Source organism: Dactylosporangium sp. CA-152071 (genome assembly GCF_050936335.1).
In the GTDB taxonomy this organism is placed as follows: domain Bacteria; phylum Actinomycetota; class Actinomycetes; order Mycobacteriales; family Micromonosporaceae; genus Dactylosporangium; species Dactylosporangium maewongense.
In genome coordinates this window covers 1,015,711-1,040,334 of sequence record NZ_JBNJMZ010000002.1, presented here as the reverse complement: position 1 = coordinate 1,040,334, position 24,624 = coordinate 1,015,711, and the positions used below count along the sequence as shown (strand labels likewise).

The following is a 24,624-nucleotide window of genomic DNA, read 5'->3' as shown; positions in this document are numbered from 1 at the left end:
TCAGGGAGCCTCCTCGACGAGCGGGCCGACTCCCGCCGCCGGTGTCGGCCAGCCCGGCGGAAGCACTGACCGCAGAACGTCGAACACCCGCCGGGCGGCGGCATGGTCGTAGTCGGCCAGCCGCCCGGTCGCCTGCGCCCAGACACCACCCGGGGGTAGCGCCACGACCTCGTGGAACGCGCCGCTGGCCCGCAACCCGGCGGCGCCACCAAGCCGCGCCGCCACCTCGGCCGGGATGATGGTGATCCAGGAGTATCCCTTGAGTCGTTCCCGCGACGGAGTCCGCCGTATCGCGTCGCGCGTCTCATTGTCGAGGCCGACCAGCAACCGCTCCAGCAGCGACTCAACGCCGTGGTGCCCGTCCAGCTCGAGCGATACCTCACCGTAGGCCGGATCGCTCACCGCTGCGACCTCCCGCAGGAACCCGCACAATGCACGCTCGGCATCCGCGGTGCCGACCAGGAACTCGGGCGACGCCGACAGTCCAAGCCGTACCCCGCCATCAACCCACGTCCGCACATGCAGGTCGGGAAAGCCGGGCATGCGCCCTTCGGGCATACGTTCCGCGCGTTGGACGACACCGGCCTGCAGATAGGCGGTCGCGCCCGGGTGCTGGTCCAGACCGTCCAGGAACACGCTCCAGCTGCGCGGATGCATCAGCAGCGCGGTAGCCACCTCGTCGTCGAACTCACCTTCGAAACGGACGAGTTCACACCAAGGCATGCCGACCGGCGGATAGGTCTCCCAGATCCGCCCGGCCATGAGCGTGCCGGTGACGTCATCACCAGCACGGGGGTTGGCGTCCAGCCCGTCATGCAGCTGAACCGCCAACCTCGACCACGCCAACTCGAACCACATCCGCGTGACACGTCCGGCATCGGGTCCGGAATCCAGACACAGGATCACATGGAGCCGGGACCTCGAAACACCTTCCATTGGTCGTCCCTCCGCTCAAGTCCGACCATCGAGCACCTCGCCGAGGTCCTCACGGACCAGCCAACCCATATTGGCTCTTCGTCAACGCTGCCACACCAGCTGGGGCCACAACAGCACGGCCGATCTAGAGCTTCACCGGTCAAGCCTGCCTGACCAGGGAGCACCCCAATGCAATGGACCCCATCAGGATCGTCAGATCCACTCGACGCCGCGGCTCTCAACGAACCAACTCGTCACATGTGCCGCCACCATGACGACACCCACCGACCACACCGACCAGGTCCAGAACGAATCCAGCGACGGCAGCACCCAGGCCAGGCCGAATACCGGCACCGCAGGGACCAGCATGAGAAACGCCATCCACATCGCGAACCGACTGCGCCACCCCGGATACATGTCCTGCGTCAGGTACCGCTGCCACCGCCACAGCCGGTCGTCGCCGGCCGTCTCGACGATGACGGGCCGGACATGTTCGTCGATGTAGGCGCCGACGCCCTTCGCGTGCATGGTGTACTGCTGGTACAGCAACCCAAGTGCGACCGACACGAACGGCGCGACCAGCAGGAGCTTCGTCGGCACAGCGTTCGACAGCACGAACCCGAACAACGCACCCGCCGCCGACACGTTCAGAATCAAGATCTGGCGCTGTCCCCGGGCGATCTCATCCAGCTCTCCGCGTAATGCCACGAACTCGGCCAACGCCGCCTCGAAACCCGTCGATCCCGCTCCTCCGGCATGCATCGACCGTATCGACCGATGTCAACGCACGATGGTGATCGTCCGCAACGGCCGGGTGTTCGTGACGTCCGCTGCCAGCGCCACCGACTCCCGCTACTGCATGAGCCTGTCAGGCACCGGTCCTGCAAACGTCGTCGAGCGCCTCGCGGCAGATGAGCGCACGCCGGTCACTGGGCGGTGTGGTTGCGCTATTGCTACATTGCGGCCGTGCATGATGAGCCGGACCCGTCCGTCGAGCCGGCCCGGTGGGTGGCGCTGGCCGAAGAACTGGCGGCGCGCCCGTTCCCGACCACGCCGACCGGAGCCGACAACTGGGTCGTCGGCCAGGCGCAGAGTGGACCGGATCGTCACTTCGCGCCGCTCGCGTCGAGCGAGATCCTTGAGGATGCGCCGGGGGAGCGGTGGGCCGAGGTCGAAGACGATTTTGAGCGGCGGCGCGGCGCGGTTGTCAGCACACTTACTGCCGCTTGGGGCGAGCCGCGGACCTATTCGTTCGATCGCGACTTCGACCGGCTCATCGCCGGCGAAGCGCTGCCGACGGTGATCCAGGACCTCACGTACTGCTCGTTCGGCCATCACGCAGACACATGGCGGCGCGGCGACCGTACGGTATGCGTCGTCCTCGGCCAGGTCGACAAGCACTTCCCGATCATGGTCCTGCTTGCGGTCATCATGCAGCCGCTGCCATGAGCCGTGGGTCGTCTCTCGCCACAGCGGCATTGAGCAGGTGAACTCGGATTGCCATGGCGCGCACCCGATCAAGTCGCGTCGCGCGCCCAGCGGCATGACAGCGCACGTGATCTCAAGGCAGCCTGCTTCGCCCACGGTCTGGCCATTGGTTGCGGTCGCAGTCTCCGCGCGCCTCGCCCGCCGCACATGCCTCGACCTCGTCGAGCTTCGCCCCGAGGTGCTCGACGGGCGCATTGCCGCCGTAGGAGTCAGTTCAGGAAGTGCAGTTCGTTGCCGTCGGCGTCGTAGGTGACGACGTTGCCGGGCGGCCAGATCGAGACACCGCCGTCCCAGTTGACGATCCGGACCTCGTTGTCGGCGCTGGCGTCCTCGACCACAGCGGTCATGGACTGGCCGCCGACCAGGTCGTAGGTCATGCCGGTCGGCTCGAACATCACCGTGAACGGCGCGTCGTGGTCGGCCTCGACCTTGATGACGAGGCCGCTGAGCGACGTTACGGGCTTGGGTTCCCGAGACATGCTCTCAACCTACCCACCGCAACCTGGCCGACCGAACGCGATCCACAAGGTGGCAGAGGGTGAGAGTCTGAACTCGCTGGGCCTGCGAACGAGCACCAGGTGCGGCCATGAGCGGACGTCACGACGATTGGCGCTACAACTCGCCGTGGCTCGAGGCGACCGTTCGCCCCCTCGCCGTCGTGAACGACCTGCTCACAGCGGCGGGCACGCCGGTTCGTGTCTTCACGCTCTCTGCGGGCGGAAACGACGGTCTGGCACTACTGCTGGACCCGGCGGTCGTTGGCGGCAGGCCGAACGCGATACGGGAGGGCCGTACTCGTGGTGGCCTGGCGATCGGGGGCGACCTGGATGTCATGGCCCAGCTGTCCGGCTCATCGGGTGTGGCTGAGGGCCGCGTTGAGGTGGTCGAGATGGCGTGCGACGGGGCCGGCGGTGAGCATGCCGCTGCCGGCCCCGGCCAGCTCGTTGGCGGCCGGCGTGAGTTCGGTCCGGGCGCGTTTCATCGCCGTCCGGTCGTCCAGGGCGATTGCGGCCTTGGCGGTGAGGCACCATAGGGCCTCGAACAGCAGATCGCGCGGCGGATCCGGGGCCTGACGCAGCGCCGCGGTGGCATTGGCCCGGCGGTCCCGGGCCAGCAGGACGAGCGGGCGCACCCAGGGTGTGTAAGGGCCCCAGTCGGTGTCATCTTCGAAGCGGATCGGCTCGCCGTGCCACACGCGCAGGCACAGCAGGGCCAGCGGTAGGAGGCCCCGCTCGACACCGGGCATGCCGGCGTTGGCGAGCTGTGCCGCGGCGTCGCGGTAGGCGGCTTCCGCGGCCTGTGGCGACGGCCCGGTCGCGGCGAGTCGCAATGCGCGGTACCACTGGGTGAACACGCCGACCAGCGGGCGGTCGTGCCGCTCGGCGAGCCGGTCCGCCGCGGCGGCGTGCTGGTCGCCGGTGGCGAAGTCCGCGAGCGCGCTGCGGGCCTGTAGCCGGACGAGATGACCGAGGATCTCGAACGTCGCCAGGCCGTGCCGGGCGGAGAGCGCGACCAACTCTGCACCGATCTCGTCCCGCTCGGGAGCCAGGCCCGCGCGGTGAAACGTCTGCATGAACGCGCCGTTCAGGGCGAAGGCCAGCAGGGCCGGGTCGCCCAGGTGGCGCGCGATCCGCTCCGCCTCCCGGGCTGCCTCGGGCCCGCGCGCCGCGCGCGTACCGCGTGACTCCACCGCGATCGTGGCCAGCAGGCGAGCTCGGGTGGTCTCAGACGAGCCGGGGTGAACGGCGGTCAGGGCCCGCTCGGCCGCGGCGACGATCTGCGCCGCCTGCGCCGGATCATCCGAGCGTGTCCAGATCGCGGGTACGTCGTAGCCGCCGATCACCCGGGCGGTGAGCTCGGTATCGCCCAGCTGCTCGGCCGCGGCGACGGCGGCGATCCGCTGCTCCCGCGCAGCCTCGAGTCCGCTCGCCCCCGTCACGGCGAGACTTCGCAGCAAACCGACGGTGGACTCCAGTCGAGCCCCGGAACCGGACGCCACGGTACGGTCATATGCCGCCGCGGTCTCCGCCCAGACCCGTTCCGGTCCCAGGGAACCGGGACCTTCGCTGACCCGGTCGGCCTGGCGGAGGATGTCGGTCTCCAGGCGACGCAGTCGCGGGCCCGGATCGATGCCGAGCTGCTCCAGGAGTAGGCCGCGGGCTCGGCGCAGTACCGCAAGTGCATCACCCTGGCGCCCCGCGCGGGACAGCGCAAGCGCCAGCAGCCGCCACGCCTCCTCCCGCCACGGATGCTCGGCCACGTGCGCGTCGAGATCCGGTACGACGTCGGAGGCACGCCCGACAGCCAGTCGCGCCTCGGCCCGCTGCTCGATCGCATTCAGCCGTAGCTGTTCGAGGCGGGAGCGCTCGACGCGGGCCCACGGCTCGTCGTCGAAGCCGGCGAACGCCGGCCCCCGCCACCAGCTCAGGGCACGATCGAGCCGCTCGAGTGTCTCGTGCGGGGGCGCCGTGGACGCGGCGGCGACCGCGTCCTCGAACCGCCAGGCGTCGACCGCGTCGGGCGCCGCCCGAAGCGCGTAGCCCGGGCCCTCGGTGACCAGCAACCGAGCCGGCTCGCGCGGTGGACGCTGCGGCTCCAGCGCGCGCCGCAGCGCCGCTACGAACGTGCGGATCGCGCCGACCGCGCCCGGTGGAGGCTCCTGCCACAGGTCGTCGACGAGGTGGCCGACCGGTACGACCCGGCCGCGCGCGATGACGAGCCGCGCCAGCACCGCGCGGTGTTTCGGCCCTTTCAGGTCTATCGGCGTGCCGCCGCCGTCCCAGGCGACAACCGGCCCGAGAACACCGAACCTGACCTGCACTGATCGAACCGTCCTTCCGCGCCTGGGCACAACCTGTCGCGCTCATCGTTTGCTCATCCGCGACCGGCACGCTGACATCGTCCACCCGACGAGAAGAGGACGATCATGACTTTTGCCATTCCCGGGTTCGGCTACCAGCGTGTCGCGGTCGACGATGACGTGACACTCAACGTAGCGGTGGGAGGTACGGGCCGCCCGATCGTGCTGTTGCACGGCTTTCCGCAGACCCACGTCATGTGGCGGCACGTCGCCGCCGACCTGGCCGCCGACCACACCGTGATCTGTCCCGACCTGCGCGGCTACGGCGCCAGCGACAAGCCCGCCGCGCGCGACGGCGACACGTACTCCAAGCGGACCATGGCCGCCGACGTCGTCACCCTCGCCGGCAAGCTCGGCCACGAGCGCTTCGCTCTGGCCGGACACGACCGCGGTGCCCTCGTCGCCATCCGCGCCGGCCTCGATCATCCCGCTACGATCACCCACCTCGCCATCCTCGATGTCCTGCCGACCCTGGACATGTGGGACATCCTGCACGGGACTACCGCCGCGGTCGCGTTCCACCTGTACCTGATGGCCCAGCCACCCGGCCTGCCCGAGCAGATGATCAGCGCCAGTGCGGACGCCTTCTTCGGCTACTTTCTCGACGTATGGGCGCAGAGCCCGCAGGCCATTCCTGCGGACCTGCGGGCGGAGTACCTGAAGGCATCCCGGGAGGCGGTTCCCTCCATCATCGCCGACTACCGCGCCTCGGCCGGCATCGACATCGAACACGACCAAGTCGACCGAGCAGCCGGGAGCCGGCTGACCATGCCGGTCACCGTCGTCCAGCAGGACTGGGGAGCCGCACTCGGCTACGACGCCGCCGCGCTGTGGCGCACCTGGGCCACCGATCTGGAGCACCGCACCACCACGGCCGGGCACTTCATGGCCGAGGAAGCACCTGACGAGATCATCAAAGTGCTTCGCTCCCTGCTCGCACGGTAGCGAATCGCCTGCACACCGACAGCGCGGTGACGCGCTCAATTCGGCGGTGGTCAACTGCTCAGGCATCGCGTCCATGATCACCGCGTTGCCGGTCTGAGCGCTGTGCGCACCACGACGCTGTTAGGTGGGTTCGGACTGGGCTGCGGTGCGGTGGCGGGCGAGGAAGGCGGCGATGGGGAGCGCGGCGACGACGCCGCTGAGGAGGATTGCGGCGAGGGCGCCGAGGATCGCCGGTGAGTTGTCGAAGGCGAGGCTGACCGCGGCGAGGGCCGGGCCTATGTTGCGGACCGCGGCGACGCCGCCCATGGTGGTGCGCCGGCGCGGGGGGCCGGTGGACAGCAGCGTGCCGAGGCCGAACGACGCTGCGGCGAACAGGAAGCCGGCCAGCAGGGTCCGGGTGCCGAGCAGGGCGACGACGTCGGCCCAGTTGCCCAGCAGCATGCCGGTGAGGACCATCAGGAACGTCGCGTCCGACACCTTGACCGAGGCAGGGTGCCAGGCGAGGGCGGTCGGCGGCGCGTACCGGCGCATCGTCAGGCCGACCGCGAACGGCACCAGCTGCAGGAGCGCGACGCTGCGCACCAGCGCGCCGACGTCCAGCGCGGCGCCGGTGCCGACGTGGGCGAACCCGAGCAGCGCGTTGGCGGTGAAGCTGAACGTGACGCTGCCGACGGCGGCGAGCAGGACCTGCATCGCGGCGGCGGTGGTGACGTCACCGGCTTGGATCATGCCGAGCTTGACGGCGAACGGTCCGCCGGGTGACGACGCGGTCAGCAGCAGGGCGACGAACGGGGCGGTGGCCAGGCCGAGCAGCGCCGCCAGGCCCCAGCCGAGCAGCGGGACGGCGACGAGGTTGGCCAGCACCACGAGCAGCAGCAGCGGCACGTCACTGAACGCCGCGCGCAGCGCGGGCAGGGTCGCGCCGAGGCCGGCGGCGAACATGGTCGCGGCGATGAAGACGACGGTGACGGCGTTGAGGAGCTGATGCAGGTCCACGGCCGCGCCCTCAAGCCCGCCGCTCGCCGAGCCAGCGCAGCGCGGTGAGGCTGGGCAGGAACGCGTACTCGCCGCCGCGGGTGGTGACGAAGTTCGGCACGCCGCGCAGCTTGCGGCGCACGGGACGCCGCAGGATCGTGGAGTCCGCCGTGCCCGGGCCGCCGGTGGCGGCGATCGGGTCGCGGGCGTCGCCGGCGCCGAAGAAGACGCCGTTGTTGAGCCACTCGGTCTGCACGAACTCGAACTGGCGCCCCAGGTGCGCGCCGACGAACGCGAACAGCAGACCCCGGTCCGCGCCGTCGTCGTCGAGGACGCCTTCGGGCAGGGGCGGGCCGTAGGCGGTACCGCGGCGGATCATGCGATGCAGCCGGACCTCTCCCGCTACGGCCGAGTCGCGCGGGTTGGCGCGGCGGATGTGGCTCCCGCCGCGGTCCTGACCGGCGAGCACCAAGGCGTCGGCACCGCACAGCGCCAGGGCGTCGCGTTCGGGCGCGAGTGCCAGCTGCGGGCCGCCGCGCCACCGGCCCATGAGCTCCTCGCCGTCCGTGTCCGCGCTCGCCCGCAGGAACCGGCGGAACGCGGCCACGTCCTGCCGGAGCTTGCGGAACGCGACGTAACTGCCGTTGCGGCCGAGGACGTCCGGGGTGGTGGTCTGCACGCCGCCGAGCTCGTCGGGGTACCCGAGCACGACCTCGCCGGCCTTGAGTGGCGTCTCGAACGGGTTCGACCCGGGGATGCCGCTGCCCTCGACGGCAGGGTGGCTGATGCCGTCGCGGACGCCGAACGGCTCGGTCCCGGCCGGCGGCGCGTGGCAGTCCTGCCGCCAGATCGCGGTGACGCCGGGCAGCCGCTCGTACGCGGGACGGGCCCGGTCGATCGCGGCGTCCAGCATCGCCGTGTCCGGTGCGAGGGCGACGAGGACGACGTGCACGGCCGGTGACCCGAGCGGCGTCTCCCACACGTCCGGCGCGCTCGGCCCGGTGTCCCCGAGCACGGTCGCGCGGGCCGCCATGCCCTGGCGGAACTCCCACGCCATCGAGTCGAGGGATTTCTCCGGTACGCCCAGCGCCCGCAACCCGTGACAGGTCACGGCGGCGCTGACCCAGGTCTCGCCGAGCGGGCCGGCCGGGTCGGCGGCGGAGGTGACGACGGCCGCGACGCGGCGCATCAGCTTCCGGCCGGCGGCGCGGTCGTCGATGCGGAACGCGAGGTACGCCGCCGCGTACGACGACGGGCGCGGGCTGAGCACGCCGCGCTGGATGTCGTGCAGGTCCATGGTCGCGGTCTCCCGTCACCCGGTGACGAGGTGAGCGGGGCCGGACACCAGGCCGAACACCGGCAGCGTGTCGGTGTCCTCCAGCACCCGCTCGTCCAGCGGCGTCACGTGCCCGGCCTGGTCGACGCGCTGGTACACCGCCGCCGGCCTGATCTCCATGCGTCCCTCCGGTCACGTCCCCCGGCTTCCCGAGCGCGACCACTGCCCCCGACCGCCACCGACAAACCCGCGACACCGCGCTTCGCCCCTCGCCCCACCACGTTGTGCCTGGCTGGTCGGCGCGAAGGCGTCCTTTTGCCGGATGGCGTCGGAGCGTTCCGTCCGTACGCTTGGTGCATGCCGCGCCCTGAGCTGATCCCGCCGCCCGCTGGGGACGCTGTGACGTTTCGCCCCGGGTTCTGGCGCGCGTTCGGTTTCGGCCTGGCGATCTCAACGGCGGCATGGGTGGTGCTCACGCTCATCCTGCTGGCCGTGACACCCCCTCCGCCGCCCGCCCGGAACCTGTTGATGTTGGGCGGCAACGCCGTTGCCGCAAGTTGTGCCTACGCCGCAGGGTTCGCCTTCTCCCGGTGGCGGTGGTGCCGGGACTGGGTGCGCATCTCCAGCGCGGGCCTGGAGCTGGCCTCCCGCGGCTCGTCCCCGATGATCGTGCGCTGGCCGGCGGTCGAATCGGTGCGCTTCACCCGCCGGTGGGGCACGCCGTTGCTGGAGGTGACACCGACCGGGCCGCACGGCGTCGCGGTGCTCACCGCCGGCGCGTCGATGCCCCCGATCCGGATCCGCGACGGACGCGACACGTTCGAGGTCGAGATCTGGCTCACCCGCCCCGGCCGCGCCGTGCTGCGCTCAGCCTTGGCAGATCACCTGCCGTCCGAGCATCCTGTACTGGCCGCGGCCGGCCCGACCCGGTAGGTCCGCTTGCCGACGCCGAGCTTCCCAGTCAGCGCCGTGCCCCCTACGCTGCCCGGATGATCTCCGCGATCCTCGCCGGCGTCGCGCGTCACCCTCGCTGGGTGCTCGGCGGCGCGGTAGCCCTTGCCGGCGTGCTCGTGGGCGCGCACCTGCTGTCGGCACCGGACAGCGACCTCAGGTACGCCATACCGACGTTGCCGCCCCTGCTCGGCCTCGCGGCACTCGTCCTGGCGGTCGTCGCGTTGACCCGGCGGCGACCGGCGGCGTTCACGGTCGATGCCGGCGCGGGCGTGTTCCGTGCCCCGTCACCGCCGAACCACGTCCTCCACGCCGCCGGCGCGGCCTTCATGAGCGCGACCATCATCATGTTCGCGGTCAACTCCCGTACGCTGCCACGCGACCGGCCGGCCGAAGACCCGGCAGGGTGGTTCATGGGTGACGCGTTGCTCGTCCTGGCCTGCCTGGTCGTCGTGTTGAGCGTCCTGCAGATCGCCGCGGCGTGGCGGGGCGTCGGTGTGCAGCTGGGACCGGACGGCGTGAAGGACCGCGGCCCGCTCGGCACGCTCACCGTTCCGTGGGACGCCCTGACGACGGCCTCGCTGCCACCCACCACACCGACGGCGCTGTCGCTGCGGCTCACGTACGCCAGGCCCGACCTGGTCCGCGCCGCCGGCCTGCCGTTGACCCGGACCCGGATCCGCACCGACACCATCGACGCGCTGTTCCTGGCCCACGCCGTCCACCACTACCTCGTGCATCCCGAGCGTCGCCAGGGCATCGGTACGGCGGCCGGATACGCCGAGCTGATGACCGTGCTGTACGGGGCACCGCCGAATCTCAGCCGTTCCTGAGGTCCCGCACCAGCCGGCGGTACATCGGCCGCAGCTCGACGTCCGTCGCCGCGGACTCGTCAGGGTCAGCCGCCGGCGTCGCCTGTGTCTCGGTGAGCATCTCGATGCGCCGGCCGAGCGGGGGCGTGACCGCGAAGGGTGACGCGGTGCGTGCCACGTCGGCGTCGCACAGCTCGGGCATCGACGGCGCGTGCTTCGCCACGAGGGCGGCGGCGAGGGCGGGCCAGCCGGCGACGACCACCTCGGGCTCGTCGCGCCGGACCACACCGGAGCGGTCACCGGCCCGCGCGTCGCGGCGCAGGACCGTCACCATCGGCTCGACGAGCAGCCGCGTGGCGAGGACCGACCGGACCTGCGGCGTGCCCGCCACCGCCGCCGCACGGGCGTCGGCGGCCAGGACCGCCCGGAGCGCCTCGGGTTGCAGCAGCGTCAGGTAGCCGAGCCGTATCAGGCCGAACCCGCCGTGCAGGAGCGCCACGAGCGGCCGTACCAGGTCGCCGGCGAGGTTCGTGTACGACTGCGCGTGCTGCTGGCCGATCCGTGTCGGGTTCGCCGCCATCATCTTGGTGACGTCGTCCTCGCGGCCGGCGTGCAGCAGCTTGTCCGCGCCGGGCTCGAAGATGGTGACCATCGTCGCGAGGGTGCGTTCGACGGTGCCGGTGAGCGCTGCGCGGCTCGGGTCGCCGCCGCCGAACCGGGCCAGTTCCAGGGCCACCAGCGCGGTGCGCTGCGCGGGGTCGAGCACCGCCCAGAGCGGTGCGCCGATGCGCAGGTACCGGCGCCGCAGGAGCCCGGCGTGGCCCGAGCCGGCGGCGAACCGGTCGTCCAGCACCACGAGGTGGGGCCGGGGCACGCCCAGTGCGGCGGCGACCCGGTCGACCAGCGCGTGCAGCGCGGGCATGTCGGCGCGGCGAGCTGTGACGACGTCGCGCGGCAGGGTCGCGGGGCGGGGCAGGGTCAGCACGCCGAAGAGGACCAGCACGGCGCCGGGCAGCAGCGCGACGCTGGGGAACCGCACCGTGCACAGCCATGCACCGAACACCAGCGTCGCGAGGGCACCGGCCTGCACGACGGCGGCGACGGCCGCGGTGGCGGCCCGGCGCAGACGGCTCGGTGCCGGTAGGGCGCGGACCAGCCGGCGCGCCCGCCGGTGCAGCCGCACATCGAGCCACCGCCAGCCGACGACATTGTCCACGCTGTCCGTCATGCGTGAATTATGTGCCGCCGTCGTCAGAAGCGCTGCCCCGAGCACCACGCTTGCCGAGAACGCCGCCGCCGCGGCGGCGACGCGGTTCCGGTCGGCGGGGACGAGCACGGGTGCAGTCACGAGCTGGCGTTCGCGCTCGGAACGGTGGAGATCGTCTGTGCCGACCTGACCGCTGAATGGCAGGACGAACAACTCTGACAGGCCGACGGGGCCGGTTGCTGCTCAATGTGACGTCGAGACGTCGGCCGCCAGTATCGCCAGCGTCTCGATCGGCCGGGTGGTGTTCGCCTGGAGGCAGAGCGCGGCGATGTGGTCGATCGCGGCGCCCGGTAGGTGGGCGGTCGGGGTGAGGTCGTCGGGCAGGTCGGGGCCGACGAACACGGACATGCCGCAGGCGCGCAGCATCGGCACGTCGCCGTGGCTGTCGCCGACCGCGGCGACGTCGGCAAGGGACCAGCCGCGGGACGCCGCGTACTGCTCGAGCAGCACCGGCTTGGACGACGGGAACACGTGCCGGAAGCCGCCTCCGGCGAGGATCTCGGTCGCGATGACCGTGGCGACGCCGAGCTGCTCGGCGAAGTGCGTGACGTGCGGGGCGAAGCCCAGCGACACGATCGCCACATCGATTCCGGCGGCGTGCAGGGCCGCGATCCCGGCCGCGGCGCCCGGGGCGAGCGGAATGTCGGCCAGGGGAGCGGTGAGCTGCTCGGGGGTCCAGCCGGACAGCAGCGCCCAGACGGCGTCGCGGATCTCGATGATGGCGTCGTCGCCGCGGGCCCGTTCCCAGATCGCCATCTGCTCGGCGAAGCCGTGCCTGGCCGCCGTCGCCTCCAGGCATGTCGGTCCCCGGGTCAGCGTCCCGTCGAGATCGAACGCCACCAACCGCACCACCATGCGACCAGTCTGTCGTACCGGCGCTGGAGAGCAACGCCGCGTCCGATCGCCGCCAGACGTGGGGCGCGCGGCGCGGAAGGCTGGTCCGCATGACGACGAACACCGCACTCGGGCACTACGCGGACCCGGCCGACGTCGCGGCGACGGTCGCGTTCCTGGCCGGCCCCGACAGCCGGTACATCACCGGCGCCACCGTCAACGTCGACGGCGGCTTCACCATCTGATCCATCTGATCCGTCGGAACCGGCTGATCCGTCGGAACCGAAGCGAGGGCGGTCAGGAGTCGAAGCCGAGACCGAGCCGGTCCAGGGTGCGCAGCCACAGGTTGCGGCGGCCGTCATGCGCGTCGGCGCGGGCGATCGACCAGCGGGTCAGCTGGATCACCCCGGACCGGACCGGCTCCGGCGGGAACGGCACCGGCTTCGAGCGCACCATCCGCAGCCGGGTCAGCGGCGTCGGCTCGCCGGACAGCAGGTCCAGCATCACCTGCGCGCCGAAGCGGGTCGCGCCGACGCCGAGGCCTGTGAAGCCCGCCGCGTACGCGAGCCGGCCGCCGTGCCCGGTGCCGAAGAACGCGCAGAACCGCGAGCACGTGTCGACGACACCGCCCCACGCGTGCGTGAACCGCAGCCCCTCCAGTTGCGGGAACGTCTCGAAGAAGTGGGTGGCGAGCTTGTCCGATGTGGACGGTCGCTGGTCGTACGCGGGACGGATCGCGCCGCCGTTGTGGTAGACGGCGTCGTAGCCGCCCCACAGGATGCGGTCGTCGTCGGTGCGGCGGTAGTAGTGGAACTGGTTCGCGGCGTCGGCGATGCCCTGCCGCCGGGCCCAGCCGATCGACGCCAGCTGCGCGGCGGTGAGCGGCTCGGTCATGAGCGCGTAGTCGTACACGGGGACGATGAACGGCCGGACCCGCCGCAGCGGCGACCGGAACGCGCCCGTCCCCAGCGCGACCTTCGCCGCGGTGACCGAACCGTCCGGGGTGCGCAGCCGCAGCCCCGCGCCGGCGGGGGAGACGCCGGTGACCCGGGTGCCCTCGTGGAAGCGCACCCCGAGCGCGGCGCACGCGTCGGCGAGCCCCCACGCGAGGCGCGCCGGGTCGAGCAGCGCCGTGCCGTCGCGGTCCCAGACGGCGGCCTCGTAGGTCGCGCCGTGGACCTCCGCGCGGATCGCGTCCCGGTCCAGCAGCTCGACCCGCCGCCCCAGCCGCTCGGACAGCCGCTGCTGCTCGAGGAGCCCCGGCACCTGCCAGGGGGCGGTGGCGACCGACAGCTCACCGGTGCGTTCGAAGCCGCAGTCGATGCCGTACCGCTGGAGCGTCGCCCCGATGCCGTCGAGATTCTCCCGGCCCAGCGCCTCGAGGGTCTCGATCTCGTCGGGGAAGCGCTCCGCGCCGTTGGCGAGGCCGTGGGTGAGGCTGCCCGCGCAGAACCCGCCGTTGCGCCCGCTGGCGGCCCACCCGATCCGGCGGCCCTCCAGCACGACGACGTCGAGCCCCGGGTCGCGCTCCTTCGCCAGCAGCGCCGTCCACAGCCCGCTGAACCCGCCGCCGACGACCGCCAGGTCCGCCTCTGCCGCCCCGCGCAGCGGGCGGTGCGGTGGCCGCTGTGGCTGGTCCAGCCAGAACGGCGTGCCGGCGGCGTCGCGCAGCGCGGGGTGCCTCATCGCCGAACTGTACCGGCGCTTCACCCGACGCCGGTGGTGTTCGTGCATGTGGGTCGTCGGGCGCGTCGATACACTGGCGTCGTGGCCGCGGACGACCTGCTGTTCGTCGTGCTCGACGGTGCCGGCGGCTGTCTCGTGGCACTCGACGAGCCGAGCTTCACCGAGCCGGTGTCCCGCACCGGCCGCGACGGCATCATCCACCTCATCCCGGCCCGCGCCGGCGCCCGTCCCGGTCCGCCCCGCCGCACCTCGCTGCGGCTGGCGACGGGCACCGCCGCCGGCGCGTCCGCCGCCGCGACCGTGCTGCTCACGCCGCTGGCCGGCGCCGCACTGGGCGCGGCCGCGCTCGCCCTGGGCACCGCCGGCGGGCGGGTGAGCTGGGAGGACCGGCGGGTGGCCCTGCGCCGGCCCGCCGACACCGCCGTGTTCGCCGAGGCGTTCAGCGCCGTGCAGGCGACCCTGCTGGTGTGGCCGCGCCTGCGTGACCTGGTCTCCGTGCCCGCCCCGAGCGTGCCGCTCGCCGGGTCGCTGTGGACCCTCGCCGGTCTCCTGCACGACCGCGCCGCCGCAGGCCGGCGACTCATCGACCTGACCCGCGCCGCAGCCGGCCTGCCCGCCGGGCCCGCGTCGGCGGCGCTGCACGCGCCGCTCGCCGACCGGCGCGCCCGCCTCGGCGAGACCCTGACCGGCCTCGACGCCGAGATCGGCCGCCGGGTGCAGGCCCTGGAGTCCCTCGCCGGGGAGTGCGTCGACCTGGTCCGCGACGAGCGGGCCGTCCGCGCCGCCGTCGACGCCGTCCGGCGGGCCGACGGCCTGCTCGACCGGCTGCACCCGGCCCGCGACCCGGGCGTCGAGTTCGCCGAGCTGACCAGCTCGATCATCGGCGCGTACCGGGACCTGACGCACCTTCCTTGACCTTGACACGGTGACAAGCCGTTCAGTGTGTCGCAGGAGGTGGTCGAGATGACCATGCAGGCCGTCCAGGCACTGGAGCACGGGAGTTCGTCGGTACGGCTGAAGGCGGCCCTCGCCGTCGGCACCGCCCCCGACCCGTCGTTCGTCGACACCCTGGTCACCCGGTGCGCGGTCGAGCCCGACTTCTTCGTGCGGGACATGCTCACCTGGGCGCTCACCCGCCACCCGGCGGCGGCGACGGTCCCCAGGCTGATCGGCGAGCTGCGGTCGGAGCGGGCGCAGGCGCGCAGCCAGGCGCTGCACACACTGTCGAAGATCGGCGACCGGCAGGCGTGGCCGGCGATCACCCGCGAGCTGCTCACCGACGCCGACGACACGGTGGCGCGCACCGCGTGGCGGACGGCGGTCGCGCTCGTCCCGGCCGGTGCCGAGGGTGAGCTGGCCGGCGTGCTGGTGACCCAGCTCGGGCGCGGCGACCGCGAGACGCAGCTGAGCCTCAGCCGGTCGCTGGTCGCGCTCGGTGAGATGATCGAGCCGGCCCTGCGCGCCGCGGCGTCGAGCCCGGTGCCGCTCGTACGGCAGCACGCCGCCGCCACGGAGCGGCTGCTGCACGACCCGGACGCCGGCTTCGCGCTCGCGGTCGAGGAGGCGAAGCGCGTCAGGGCCCTCGGCCCGGCCGCCACTGCCCAGGAGGAGTGACCCGCTTTGCTGATCGGTGACGTGGCCCGGCGGTCCGGCGTGAGCGCCCGCATGCTCAGGCACTACGAGTCGCTCGGCCTGGTGCGGCCGACCGGCCGGACCGTCGGCGGCTACCGCGAGTACTCCGACGACGACATCCGCCGGATCTTCCACATCGAGAGCCTGCGGACCCTGGGCCTGTCGCTGCGTGAGGTCGGCCGCGCCCTGGACGACCCCGGCTTCACCCCGTCGGACCTCGTCACCGACCTCATCCGGCAGACCACGGACCGCATCGCGGCCGAGACCGACCTGCTCACCCGGCTGCGCCGGATCGACGCCGCGGAGCCCGCCGCCTGGGACGACGTCCTGCAGATCGTCGCCCTCCTGCAGGCGCTGGGCTCCGACAGCGCCGGCCGCCGCCAGCGCGCCGCCCTGACCTCGGCCCCGGACGCCCCGACGGACGCGCTCGTCGAGGCCGCGCTGAGCGAGTCGGACCCGAACGTCGCCGGCGCCCTGCGCTGGGCCCTCGCCCAGTCGGGCGACGGCGGCCTCACCCTGCTCGCCGAGGGCCTCACCGCCCCGGACCCCGCCGTGCGGGACCGCGCCGTGCAGTCCATCGCCGAGATCCCGGACGCCGCGGCGACCACCCTGCTCCGGTCCGCCCTCACCGACCCCGACGTCACCGTCCGCCGGCACGCGGCCCTCGCGCTCGGCCCCCGCGGCGCCGCCGACGCGGTCCCGACCCTCATCGACATGGTCGTCGACGGCGCGAACGACGTCGACGCCGCCGACGCCCTGACCACCCTCGCCGCCGACCCCGACCTGGGCGAGCGGATCGCGACCGGCCTCACCGCCCGCATCACCCCCGGCGCGGACGCGGCACCGATCCGCCGGCGGCTGGCCCAGGCCCTGGCGGACATCCCGGGCCCCACCGCCTCGGCCGCCCTGACGGACCTGGCCGGAGACGAGGACCGCGGCGTCGCCGTCACCGCGGCCTACGTCCTGCAGCTCCGCTCCCGATGACCGACGCCCCCGGGCCGCTGGACGGCGGTCAGGTCGGGCGGTCGAGGTCGGCGACGAGGCGGTAGAGCAGCGCCGCGGCGCGGGCGGGCGCTGTGTCGACGAACCCGCGGGCGCGCGCCACGACCGGATGATCCTCACCGGCGAGGGTCTCCGCCGTCGTCAGCAGCTCATGTACGAACAGCGCCGGCGCCGGCGGAGCGACACCGGACGTCAGTCGCGTCGCCAGGGTCAGGGCGTCGACGGCGTGCAGCGTGTCGTGCCAGTTCGGCGTGTGGCCGGCCGGGAACAGCGGCAGATGCTGCCACAGCTGGTCGGCGAGGTCCTCGAACCCGGTCCGCAGCGGACCGTCGTCGACCGCGGTGGCGGCGCGGACCGCCACGCGGAACAGGATCGGGACAGTGGCGGCGGCCCGCTGCGTCGTGCCGGGCAGGCCGGGACACGGGCAGCGATGCTCCGGCAGCACCGCCGGCGGCGACGCGGCCAGCGGCGGGCGGGCGACGCCGTGCCGGGCGGCCAGGCCGGCGAGGACCCGCAGCAGGTACGCGTACGGCAGCTGCTGGTTGCCGCGCCGGGTGCCGAGCTCCACGCTGGTGATCGCGGCGACCACGGCGCTGTTGTGCAGCGACTCGTCGCCGTCGGCGGTGCGCCACGGGACGCGCTCCAGCGGCCACCGGTGCTCGCCGAACGTGGCGACCCAGGCCCAGTACGCGCCGGTGAGGTCCGAGCGCAGCTGCAGCGCCCGGGCCAGGCGCTGCTGGTCCTCGGTGAGCAGGCCGAGGATCCTGGTGCGTTCCGTGAACAGCTCGTCGACGGCATGGAGCGCGAGGAGCGTGCTGTACAACTGCGGTGCCACGGCGGGACCGGGCCGCTGCGTGATCACCACGCCGTCCGGCAACGGATCGAGATCGACGGGCAGGGCGCCGGCGACGACCGTCCAGGCCCAGCCGCACTCGAACCAGGCGCCCCGGTAGACGGCGTTGTGGTCCGGCAGCGCGCCGATACTGATCTCCCGAAGGCCCGCCTGCACCTCGACGAGTCCCGCCGCGAACTCGTCGCGGACGGCCTGCTCGTCACGCGGGCCCGGCCGCACGAGGTGCCGCAGGTGCGTGTCGTCTGCCGACGCGCGGACCGAGTACGCGCGCAGCAGGCCCGTCATCGCCGCGGTCAGCCGGACCTCGGTGAGCCGCTCGACGTCGGCGGTCTGCTGCCGGTACACGCGGCAGAACCCGAGCATCGCGAGACACAGCCGCAGGTCGGCGCTGAACCCGGCGACCGCTTCGACGGCTGGTGCCGGCGGCTCCAGCGACGGGCCACCGGGGAAGACCGGCGCGCCGGTGCCGTCGCTGTACCGGGTGAGGTACTCGCGCATCGCGACGACGAGCCGCTCGGGGATCTCGAACCGGTCCCCGAGCGCCCGCAACGCCCCGGCCGCGTCGTCGGCGGTCTCGCCGGGCACGTCCAGGCGCAGCCCGGGCAGGTTCGCGGCCGGCCCGAGGATGCACAGCAGCTGGTGCGCGTCCTCGAGCGCGTCACCGGCGGCCGGGTCGCCCCAGAGGAACCCGCCGTCGCGGAACGAGTACCGCGCCACGGCCTCCCAGACGCGCAGCAGCTCCGCCCGCGGATCCAACCGCACCTCAGCCCCCTTCCACCGGCGGCAGGCCGGCGACGTCGCGCTCGCGGGCGGTCAGCGTCCGGCGGTGATGCCGGCCGGCGATCCGGGCGAGCGCCGCCGCGTCGAGGGTAGGCCGGATCCGGAGGGTGCCGTCGCTGGACGCCACGGCGAGACCGGCGTCGCTGAAGGCGATGGCCGTGACGTCCCCGTCGAACCGGAGGCGATGGACAGGACGGCCGTCGACGTCCCAGAGCCGCACGTCGCCGCCGAGTCCACCGGAGACGAGCCGGCCGTCGGCGGCGTACGCGAGCGCGGTGATCGTCTGGCGGTGCCGCCCGATGGGACGGCGGACACGGTCGGGCCGGTCCCACACGATGATGCCGCCGTCCGAGCCGCCGGCGGCGAGCCGGCCGTCCGGTCCGGCTGCCAGTGCCTTGACGGAGCCGTCGGCCGGCACCGGGGTCGCTCCGCCCGGCGTGACGGCGACGAGCCGGGACCCCGCGACGAAGACCCGTTCTTCGGAGGCGCAGGCCAGGCCCGAGAGGCGCCCGGCCGTTGCATCGAGGCTCCACCGGCAGCGGCCGGTCAGGTCCCACACCTGCACGACGCCGTCGAGGTCGCCGGTCGCGAGCCACCTGCCGTCCGGGGCGAATGTGACCGCTGTGACCTGGCCGGCATGGGCGATGCGTCGCGGCGACGCGTCTGCGGTGTCGCTCAACAACAGGTCGCCGGTCTGCGACACGAGCGCCACCATGCCGGACGGAGACACGGTGAGGGCGCGTGCGGCACCCGGCTCGCCCGGCAACGGGACGAGAGGCCGGTCCGCACCGCACCAGAGGTGGCAGCCGCTGGGTCCGCCGATGACGAGGCGTCCGTCCGGTGTCCAGCCGAGGTGGTGGGCGGGCAGGTCGGTGACGACGTGCTCGGGCCCGTCGGCGAGGTCCCAGACGCTCGCGGTCGAGTGTTCGGTGCCGATTGCCAGCCGGCCGTCCGTGCTGCAACCGATCGAGGACGCGTCCTGACCGTGATCGTGGAAGCTGTGGGCCAGGGTTCCAGCTGCGTCCCAGACGACGGTGGCGGCCCGCGTGCCGCAGACGAGTGAGCCGTTCGGGGCGATGGCCAGCGCGGTGACGTCGGGGCAGTATGCGCGCCACGCGACGGTCGCCGAGGGCAGGTCCCACACGGTGATCGAGTTGTTGCGACCACCGGCGGCGATCCGACCGCCGGGACCCGCCGCGACCGCCAGCACCCGATTGTCGGGGACGTCGCCGGCGAGCCTGTTCGCGATGCGGCCGGCGGCGTCCCACACCAGGACGCTGCCGTCGCCGCGGCCGGCGGCGAGGCCACCGCCGGGCACGGCGCACATGGCGTAGACGGGGACATGGCCGTCGGACAGGACGCCGACCTCGCGCATGGTCGCGACGAAGCGGCGGATCCGGCCCTGCTCGTCGGCGGTGGCGAGCAGGGCGTCGTCGGTCCAGCAGACAGCGGTGACCCGGCCGTCGCCGGTGTCCGCTGTGCCCAGCGGGTTGCCGGCGGTGTCCCAGACGTGCACGACGCCTCGGGCGACCGTGGCCAGGCGACCGTCGGGGGCGAACGCGACGGGGCCGTCGCCGTCCGCGCGGAACACCAGACTTCCGTCGAGAGCCCAGACGTCGGTGACGTCCGCGGCCGTGGCGAGGCGGCCGTCGGGGGCGAAGGCCACGTGGACGGGGCGCCGCTCGTACCGGATGGACCGCAGCAGGCCGCTGGCCAGGGCCGACGAGACGGCGTGGGTGGCGAGGGGGGTCGGGGCGAGCTCGCGGTAGGCGGCCCAGGCGAGCGCGAACGCCAGCTCCGGGTCCGCGTCGAGGGTGTCGAGCGCCTGGCGGGCGACGGTGTTGGCGCGGCGTTCGAGGGCACCGGCCTGGTTGCGCTCCGACGCGTCGAGGAACTCCGTGACCTCCGCGGCGACGGTACGGCCGGACCGGGCCCAGGTGAGGGCGTCGGCGAGGCGGGCGCCGCCGATGAGGTAGTCAGGCATCCGGCCGGCGCGGATCCACGCACGGGCGAGCGGCGCCAGCTCGGTGAGGCGTCGCAGGCTCTCCTCGTGCAGGAGGATGTGCTCGGCGAGCGGGCGCCACTGGCGCAGCAGGGCCTCGTGCGCGATGTCGAAGACGGGGCTGCCGCTGGCCTCGTCGCTGGTGAGCAGGCGGGCGTCGACGAACGCGGCGACGACGGCGCGCTGCCCGTGGTCGAGGATCGCGGCGGGGACGCGCTGGCGGGTCGCGCCGCCCGGGCCGAGCGTGACGAACAGCAGCAGGGTGTCCAGGCACAGCGGCAGGCTGCCGTCGCCGAGGTCGCGGACGGCATCGTCGGCGCGCCGGCCGATGGCGCCGGCGACGCCGCCCGAGGCGTGGTACTCCCGCCGGGTGATCCGGCGGTCGGTGGCGGCGCCGCGGTAGAGGTCGTTGAGCAGGTAGCTCAGCAGCGGCAGGGCGTCGCCGCCGCCGGTGTCGCGGACGATCTCGTCGACCAGGCCGTCGTCGAACGTCACCGCGGCGAGGCGGGCCGGCTCATCCACGACGAGCCGCAGCTCATGCGGGCCCATGACGTTGACCATGAGCGGGTCGCGGAACAGGTCCCGGCCCGGCCCCTGCTGAAACTCGCCGATGGTGTCGGAGCGGACGGTGGCGACGACCCGTAGCCGCGGCTCGTGCTCCAGCAGCGCCTGGACGACCGCGAGCAGCCCGTGCCGGTCCTCCTCGACGCCCTGCGTGACGGTCTCCTCGAGCTGGTCGACGACGATCAGGACCCGGTGGGTGCCGTCGCGGCGGGCGGTGAGGGCGGCGAGCGGCGCGTCGAGGCGGGGCGGCGGGCTACCGGCGCGGGCGGCGGCGAGGGCGGTCGCGGCGGCGGCGGTCAGGTCGGTGCCGAGCGCAGCGCCGAGTTCCCCAAGTGCGTCGGTGCCCGGCGTCAGCGGCGGCAGCACGCGGTACGCGTCGCCGAGGGCCGGCAGCAGACCGGCGAGGACGAGCGACGACTTGCCGGACCCGGACGGGCCGAGGACCGGCACGAACCGGCGGGTGGCCGAGCGGGCGTCCCGGATCCGGGCCAGGAGCTGTTCCGTCTCGCTGGTCCGGCCGAAGTAGACACCGGCCCAGCGCGACGTGTACGCGGACAGGCCGGGCCACGGGTTGCCGTCCGTCCATGTCGGACGCCGGATGCCGGCCCGGCGGACGTCCCACGCCGCCTTCGCGCCGACGGCGACGACCAGCCCGGCGCCGATGGCGGGGGAGTACGTCGCGACCGGCTGCAGGACGGCCGGCCAGCCCGACGGGTCACCGGTGATCAGATTCGTGATCATGCCCATGCCGGTGCCGAGCAGGAACGTCCCGTACCCCGTGGCGCCCCACCGGCCCATGCCGCAGATGGTAGCGATCGGCGTCCAGAACGTCAGCCCACCGTCACCGGATCGGGACGTGGAGTCGCCTCGGTGGGCCTGGTCAGGCGGCCGGTGACGAACAGGGCGGTGGAGACCAGCAGGGAGCCGACGGCGAGGATGCCCATCGCGGTCGCCGGTGGGGTGTGCTGGGCGATGAGGCCGCCGAGGGTGGCGCCGACCGCCTGCATGGCGAGCAGCCCGGAGCCGAACAGGCCGAGGGCCTGGCCGTGCAGCGACTCGGGGGTGGTGGCGAGGAGGCGGTCCTGCAGCAGGAGGGTCGCGCCGTACCCGACGGAGGCGACGCCGGCGATCGCCACCGCGACCGGCAGCGGCGGGTCGAGGAAGAACAGCAGGTACGGGGCGGCCAGGAGCCAGCGCAGCGGGCCGCTGAGGCGGTAGCGCAGCCGCGGCGGCACGAACCGGCCCGCGATCGCGTCGCCGGCGAGCATGCCGATCGCGGCGGCGACGAAGAGGATGCTGGCCGCGGCGGGGGAGTACGGCACGAACAGCGCCTCGCAGCCGACGATGAGGCCGTTGGGCACCCACATGGCGATGTAGGTCGCGGGCCGCCACACCTTGCGGTTGCCGTGCCAGGTCGCCCGCACCGACGGCCGGTCCGTCGCCCGCGGCGGCCGCGCGGTCAGGCCGAACCGGGCGATGAGCGCCGACGCCGCCTGCAGGGCCGCGCCGGCGACCAGCGCGCCGCGCGGGGACACGGCCGCGACGAGGGCGCCGCCGGCGGCGAAACCGAGGATCTGCATCGCGCCGATCGACATGTTCAGCAGCGAACGGCCCAGGATGTAGCCGTCCGCCGGGAGGATCTCGGCGAGCAGCCCGTACCGGACGCCACCGCCGACCGACGCGGCGAGGCCCTGCGCGAGCACGACCGCGAACACGGCGGCGATCGGCAGGCCCGGCACGGCCAGGACGGCGGTCGTGACCGCGGCGAACACGGCGAGGCCGGTGAGCGCGGCCCGCGGCGGCACCCGGTCCGCCCACGACAGCAGCGTCGCCGCGCCGATCAGCTGCGCGAACGACGCCCCGAACATGCTCAGCGCCGACAGCAGCGGCGAGTCGGTGGCCGCGAAGACGAGGGTGCCGAGCCCGATGCCCGCCACGGTCCCCGCCGCGACCTGCCCGGACAGGGTCGCGAACAGGGCGGGGAACTCGGGCGTGCGGAACAGTTGCCGGTACGTGCGCATGATCGGCATCGTGCTGCGCCGGCACCGCCGCACGGTACAGTTTCGGGTGGAGGCGAAACGTGGGGTTCTGGCAGATCGGCACGGACGTGCTCGCCAGCAGCCGGTTCGTTGTGTCGCCGCTCGCCGAGACGGTCGCGTGCCTGTCCGCGCTCGGCGGCCAGCACGCGGTGTCGGCGCCGCAGCGGGAGTGGCTCGCCGCGCACCGGCCGGCGTTCGACGCCCACTACGCCGGCGACCCGTTCGTGCGGCCGTTCCTGCGTGCCGCGATCCGCCCCGGCTGGATCGCCGACTTCCTGGTCACGCCGCCGCAGACGCCCGGCGAGACGTTCCAGACCGAGCTCGCCCGGCTGCGCGCCACCCCTCCCGCGCTTGCCCGGGAGCACCTCGGCCTCGGCGACGCCGTGCCGGACGTGCTGCGCGCCGGTGACATCGCCGACCGCGCCGCCGACCTCGTCGAGTTCGTGTGGTCGCAGCTGGTACTGCCGGGCTGGCCCCGCCTGCGCCGCGTCTTCGAGGCGGACATCGTGTCCCGCACCGACCGGCTCAGCACCGGCGGATGGGCCGCCGTCCTGGACGGGATGCGGCCCGGCATGCGCTGGCTCGGCGACGGGCGCCTGCAGATCAACACGTACGACTACGCGCCGCTGGACGTCACCGACGCCGCGCTGCTGTTCATCCCCACGACCGCCGCCCGCGGCTGGGTCGGCTGGGACGAGGCGGCCACCTCGTACTCCGTCATCTACCCGTGCACCGGCTGGCTCGCCGACACCGGCGCGACACCCACCGACGCGCTCGCCCGCCTCCTCGGCCCGCTGCGCGCCACCGTACTGACGCTGCTGGCCGCACCGCTGAGCACCACCCAGCTGGTCGCCCTGACCGGCACCGCCCTCGGCTCCGTCGGCGGCCACCTCCGGGTCCTCCTCGACGCCGGCCTCGTCACCCGGCGCCGCTCGGGCCGCTCCGTCCTCTACTACCGCACCCCCGCCGGCGACGCCCTCCTCGACGCCGCGAAAACCCCGGGCGGACGCTCGCACGCGTCTGGATGATGGTGCCGTGACATGGACCGAGGAGACGCGGACGGGCGTCGAGGTGGCGCTGAACGAGGCAGACGTGCTGGGACTGCGGGTCTCGCCCGTGGACGACGCGGCGGAGCTGCTGCTGCACGTGTGCGCGCAGTCGGAGCAGACCGCGTCCGATCCGGACCCGCGCCGGGTGCTCCGCCTGCTGGGCGCGACCCGGATCCGGGTGCTGCTGCGCGAGGACCCGCACGGCGGGTACGGCCCGATGATTCCCCTGACCGGCCTGGACGACGTGGAGGCGTTCTACGCCGCGCTCGGCGGCTGGTACTCGATGTACGGCTGGGAGTTCCTCGACCGCCCGGCACGGACCGCCGGCTGGCCCGCCGAGCCGAGCCTCACCGTCGACCTGCGCCCGGGCCCGGCGCCGCACACGCTGTTCTGGTTCACCGAAGGCTGGAAGGCCGGCGAGGGCACCGGCTACTGCATCGAGGGCACCGTCGAGTTCGCCGGCCTCGAGGTGACCCGCGCCGACGGCACGCCCGTGCCCGTCGAGGAGTTCACCGCCGACGCGCGCCACTACTGGGACGTGCTGTTCGGCCGGCGCGGCGCGCCCCCGCAGGCGCAGGTGGCCCCGGCCGCCGCCCCCTCCTGGCGCCAGCCCGTCCCCTTCGACGACGAGGACTGAGCCCCTGGGTGTTTCGCCACCCGAAAACCTGGCCGCGGATGCATTCGCCCGGCAGGC

General features: G+C 73.6%; 23 protein-coding genes. 10 read left to right on the top strand and 13 right to left on the bottom strand.

Features of this window, described 5'->3' with window-relative positions; genetic code table 11:
- Both ACQEVZ_RS44865 and ACQEVZ_RS44860 read right to left on the bottom strand, forming a co-directional pair.
- The gene (locus tag ACQEVZ_RS44865; protein ID WP_433379554.1) at positions 1–858 is read right to left on the bottom strand and encodes a hypothetical protein; all 858 of its coding nucleotides are present in this window, start codon (positions 856–858) and stop codon (positions 1–3) included.
- Positions 859–1,128: 270 nt separating this feature from the next.
- Positions 1,129–1,677, bottom strand: a complete 549-nt coding sequence (locus ACQEVZ_RS44860; protein WP_433379551.1) for a hypothetical protein — start codon at positions 1,675–1,677, stop codon at positions 1,129–1,131.
- A gap of 204 nt (positions 1,678–1,881) precedes the next feature.
- On the opposite strand from ACQEVZ_RS44860, the gene ACQEVZ_RS44855 reads away from it, so the two are divergent.
- A complete protein-coding gene (locus ACQEVZ_RS44855) occupies positions 1,882–2,364 on the top strand; it encodes a hypothetical protein (RefSeq protein WP_433379548.1) in 483 nt (160 codons plus the stop codon).
- Positions 2,365–2,612: 248 nt separating this feature from the next.
- On the opposite strand, the gene ACQEVZ_RS44850 is transcribed toward ACQEVZ_RS44855, so the two are convergent.
- Together ACQEVZ_RS44850 and ACQEVZ_RS44845 are read right to left on the bottom strand one after the other, a co-directional pair.
- Complete coding sequence (locus tag ACQEVZ_RS44850) at positions 2,613–2,882, bottom strand: hypothetical protein (protein ID WP_354902506.1); 270 nt, start codon at positions 2,880–2,882, stop codon at positions 2,613–2,615.
- A gap of 371 nt (positions 2,883–3,253) precedes the next feature.
- Positions 3,254–5,224, bottom strand: a complete 1,971-nt coding sequence (locus ACQEVZ_RS44845; protein WP_433379544.1) for a BTAD domain-containing putative transcriptional regulator — start codon at positions 5,222–5,224, stop codon at positions 3,254–3,256.
- Positions 5,225–5,329: 105 nt separating this feature from the next.
- On the opposite strand from ACQEVZ_RS44845, the gene ACQEVZ_RS44840 reads away from it, so the two are divergent.
- Positions 5,330–6,208, top strand: coding sequence for an alpha/beta fold hydrolase (locus ACQEVZ_RS44840; protein WP_433379542.1), 879 nt, complete (start codon positions 5,330–5,332; stop codon positions 6,206–6,208).
- 120 nt (positions 6,209–6,328) lie between these two features.
- On the opposite strand, the gene ACQEVZ_RS44835 is transcribed toward ACQEVZ_RS44840, so the two are convergent.
- From ACQEVZ_RS44835 to ACQEVZ_RS44825, 3 genes are read right to left on the bottom strand one after another with little or no spacing between them, the layout of a single operon-like run.
- The gene (locus tag ACQEVZ_RS44835; protein ID WP_433379539.1) at positions 6,329–7,204 is read right to left on the bottom strand and encodes a hypothetical protein; all 876 of its coding nucleotides are present in this window, start codon (positions 7,202–7,204) and stop codon (positions 6,329–6,331) included.
- Between the two features lie 10 nt (positions 7,205–7,214).
- Positions 7,215–8,480 carry a Dyp-type peroxidase gene (locus tag ACQEVZ_RS44830; RefSeq protein WP_433379536.1) on the bottom strand — a complete coding sequence of 422 codons (1,266 nt, stop codon included), beginning with the start codon at positions 8,478–8,480 and terminating at the stop codon, positions 7,215–7,217.
- Positions 8,481–8,495: 15 nt separating this feature from the next.
- The gene (locus ACQEVZ_RS44825; protein ID WP_433379533.1) at positions 8,496–8,639 is read right to left on the bottom strand and encodes a hypothetical protein; all 144 of its coding nucleotides are present in this window, start codon (positions 8,637–8,639) and stop codon (positions 8,496–8,498) included.
- Between the two features lie 177 nt (positions 8,640–8,816).
- On the opposite strand from ACQEVZ_RS44825, the gene ACQEVZ_RS44820 reads away from it, so the two are divergent.
- Complete coding sequence (locus tag ACQEVZ_RS44820) at positions 8,817–9,392, top strand: hypothetical protein (protein WP_433379530.1); 576 nt, start codon at positions 8,817–8,819, stop codon at positions 9,390–9,392.
- 56 nt (positions 9,393–9,448) lie between these two features.
- Entirely contained in the window at positions 9,449–10,243 is a 795-nt protein-coding gene (locus tag ACQEVZ_RS44815; RefSeq protein WP_433379527.1) for a hypothetical protein, read from the top strand.
- Here ACQEVZ_RS44815 and ACQEVZ_RS44810 read toward each other — a convergent pair.
- The gene (locus ACQEVZ_RS44810; RefSeq protein ID WP_433379524.1) at positions 10,230–11,450 is read right to left on the bottom strand and encodes a M48 family metallopeptidase; all 1,221 of its coding nucleotides are present in this window, start codon (positions 11,448–11,450) and stop codon (positions 10,230–10,232) included. The genes ACQEVZ_RS44815 and ACQEVZ_RS44810 overlap by 14 nt on opposite strands.
- Before the next feature lie 222 nt (positions 11,451–11,672).
- The gene (locus ACQEVZ_RS44805; protein ID WP_433379521.1) at positions 11,673–12,344 is read right to left on the bottom strand and encodes an HAD family hydrolase; all 672 of its coding nucleotides are present in this window, start codon (positions 12,342–12,344) and stop codon (positions 11,673–11,675) included.
- An 89-nt stretch (positions 12,345–12,433) separates the two neighbouring features.
- On the opposite strand from ACQEVZ_RS44805, the gene ACQEVZ_RS44800 reads away from it, so the two are divergent.
- Positions 12,434–12,568, top strand: coding sequence for an SDR family oxidoreductase (locus ACQEVZ_RS44800; protein ID WP_433379518.1), 135 nt, complete (start codon positions 12,434–12,436; stop codon positions 12,566–12,568).
- Positions 12,569–12,620: 52 nt separating this feature from the next.
- On the opposite strand, the gene ACQEVZ_RS44795 is transcribed toward ACQEVZ_RS44800, so the two are convergent.
- Entirely contained in the window at positions 12,621–14,009 is a 1,389-nt protein-coding gene (locus ACQEVZ_RS44795; RefSeq protein WP_433379515.1) for an NAD(P)/FAD-dependent oxidoreductase, read from the bottom strand.
- 81 nt (positions 14,010–14,090) lie between these two features.
- On the opposite strand from ACQEVZ_RS44795, the gene ACQEVZ_RS44790 reads away from it, so the two are divergent.
- Genes ACQEVZ_RS44790 through ACQEVZ_RS44780 form a run of 3 tightly spaced genes read left to right on the top strand, consistent with a single transcriptional unit; the run spans position 14,091 to position 16,625 of the window.
- A complete protein-coding gene (locus ACQEVZ_RS44790) occupies positions 14,091–14,924 on the top strand; it encodes a hypothetical protein (RefSeq protein WP_433379512.1) in 834 nt (277 codons plus the stop codon).
- A 48-nt stretch (positions 14,925–14,972) separates the two neighbouring features.
- On the top strand, positions 14,973–15,623 hold the full coding sequence (locus ACQEVZ_RS44785) for a HEAT repeat domain-containing protein (protein WP_433379509.1): 651 nt from the start codon (positions 14,973–14,975) through the stop codon (positions 15,621–15,623).
- Positions 15,624–15,629: 6 nt separating this feature from the next.
- A complete protein-coding gene (locus tag ACQEVZ_RS44780; RefSeq protein WP_433379506.1) occupies positions 15,630–16,625 on the top strand; it encodes a HEAT repeat domain-containing protein in 996 nt (331 codons plus the stop codon).
- 28 nt (positions 16,626–16,653) lie between these two features.
- Here ACQEVZ_RS44780 and ACQEVZ_RS44775 read toward each other — a convergent pair whose 3' ends face one another.
- From ACQEVZ_RS44775 to ACQEVZ_RS44765, 3 genes are read right to left on the bottom strand one after another with little or no spacing between them, the layout of a single operon-like run.
- On the bottom strand, positions 16,654–18,258 hold the full coding sequence (locus ACQEVZ_RS44775; RefSeq protein ID WP_433379503.1) for an SCO2524 family protein: 1,605 nt from the start codon (positions 18,256–18,258) through the stop codon (positions 16,654–16,656).
- A gap of 1 nt (position 18,259) precedes the next feature.
- On the bottom strand, positions 18,260–21,640 hold the full coding sequence (locus ACQEVZ_RS44770; protein WP_433379500.1) for an NACHT and WD repeat domain-containing protein: 3,381 nt from the start codon (positions 21,638–21,640) through the stop codon (positions 18,260–18,262).
- Between the two features lie 32 nt (positions 21,641–21,672).
- The gene (locus tag ACQEVZ_RS44765) at positions 21,673–22,863 is read right to left on the bottom strand and encodes an MFS transporter (protein ID WP_433379497.1); all 1,191 of its coding nucleotides are present in this window, start codon (positions 22,861–22,863) and stop codon (positions 21,673–21,675) included.
- A gap of 59 nt (positions 22,864–22,922) precedes the next feature.
- Between ACQEVZ_RS44765 and ACQEVZ_RS44760 the strand changes: the two genes are divergently transcribed.
- Together ACQEVZ_RS44760 and ACQEVZ_RS44755 are read left to right on the top strand one after the other, a co-directional pair.
- The gene (locus ACQEVZ_RS44760) at positions 22,923–23,909 is read left to right on the top strand and encodes a transcriptional regulator (RefSeq protein WP_433379494.1); all 987 of its coding nucleotides are present in this window, start codon (positions 22,923–22,925) and stop codon (positions 23,907–23,909) included.
- Between the two features lie 7 nt (positions 23,910–23,916).
- Positions 23,917–24,567: a hypothetical protein gene (locus tag ACQEVZ_RS44755; RefSeq protein WP_433379491.1), complete on the top strand. Its 651-nt coding sequence runs from the start codon at positions 23,917–23,919 to the stop codon at positions 24,565–24,567.
- Positions 24,568–24,624: the final 57 nt, after the last annotated feature.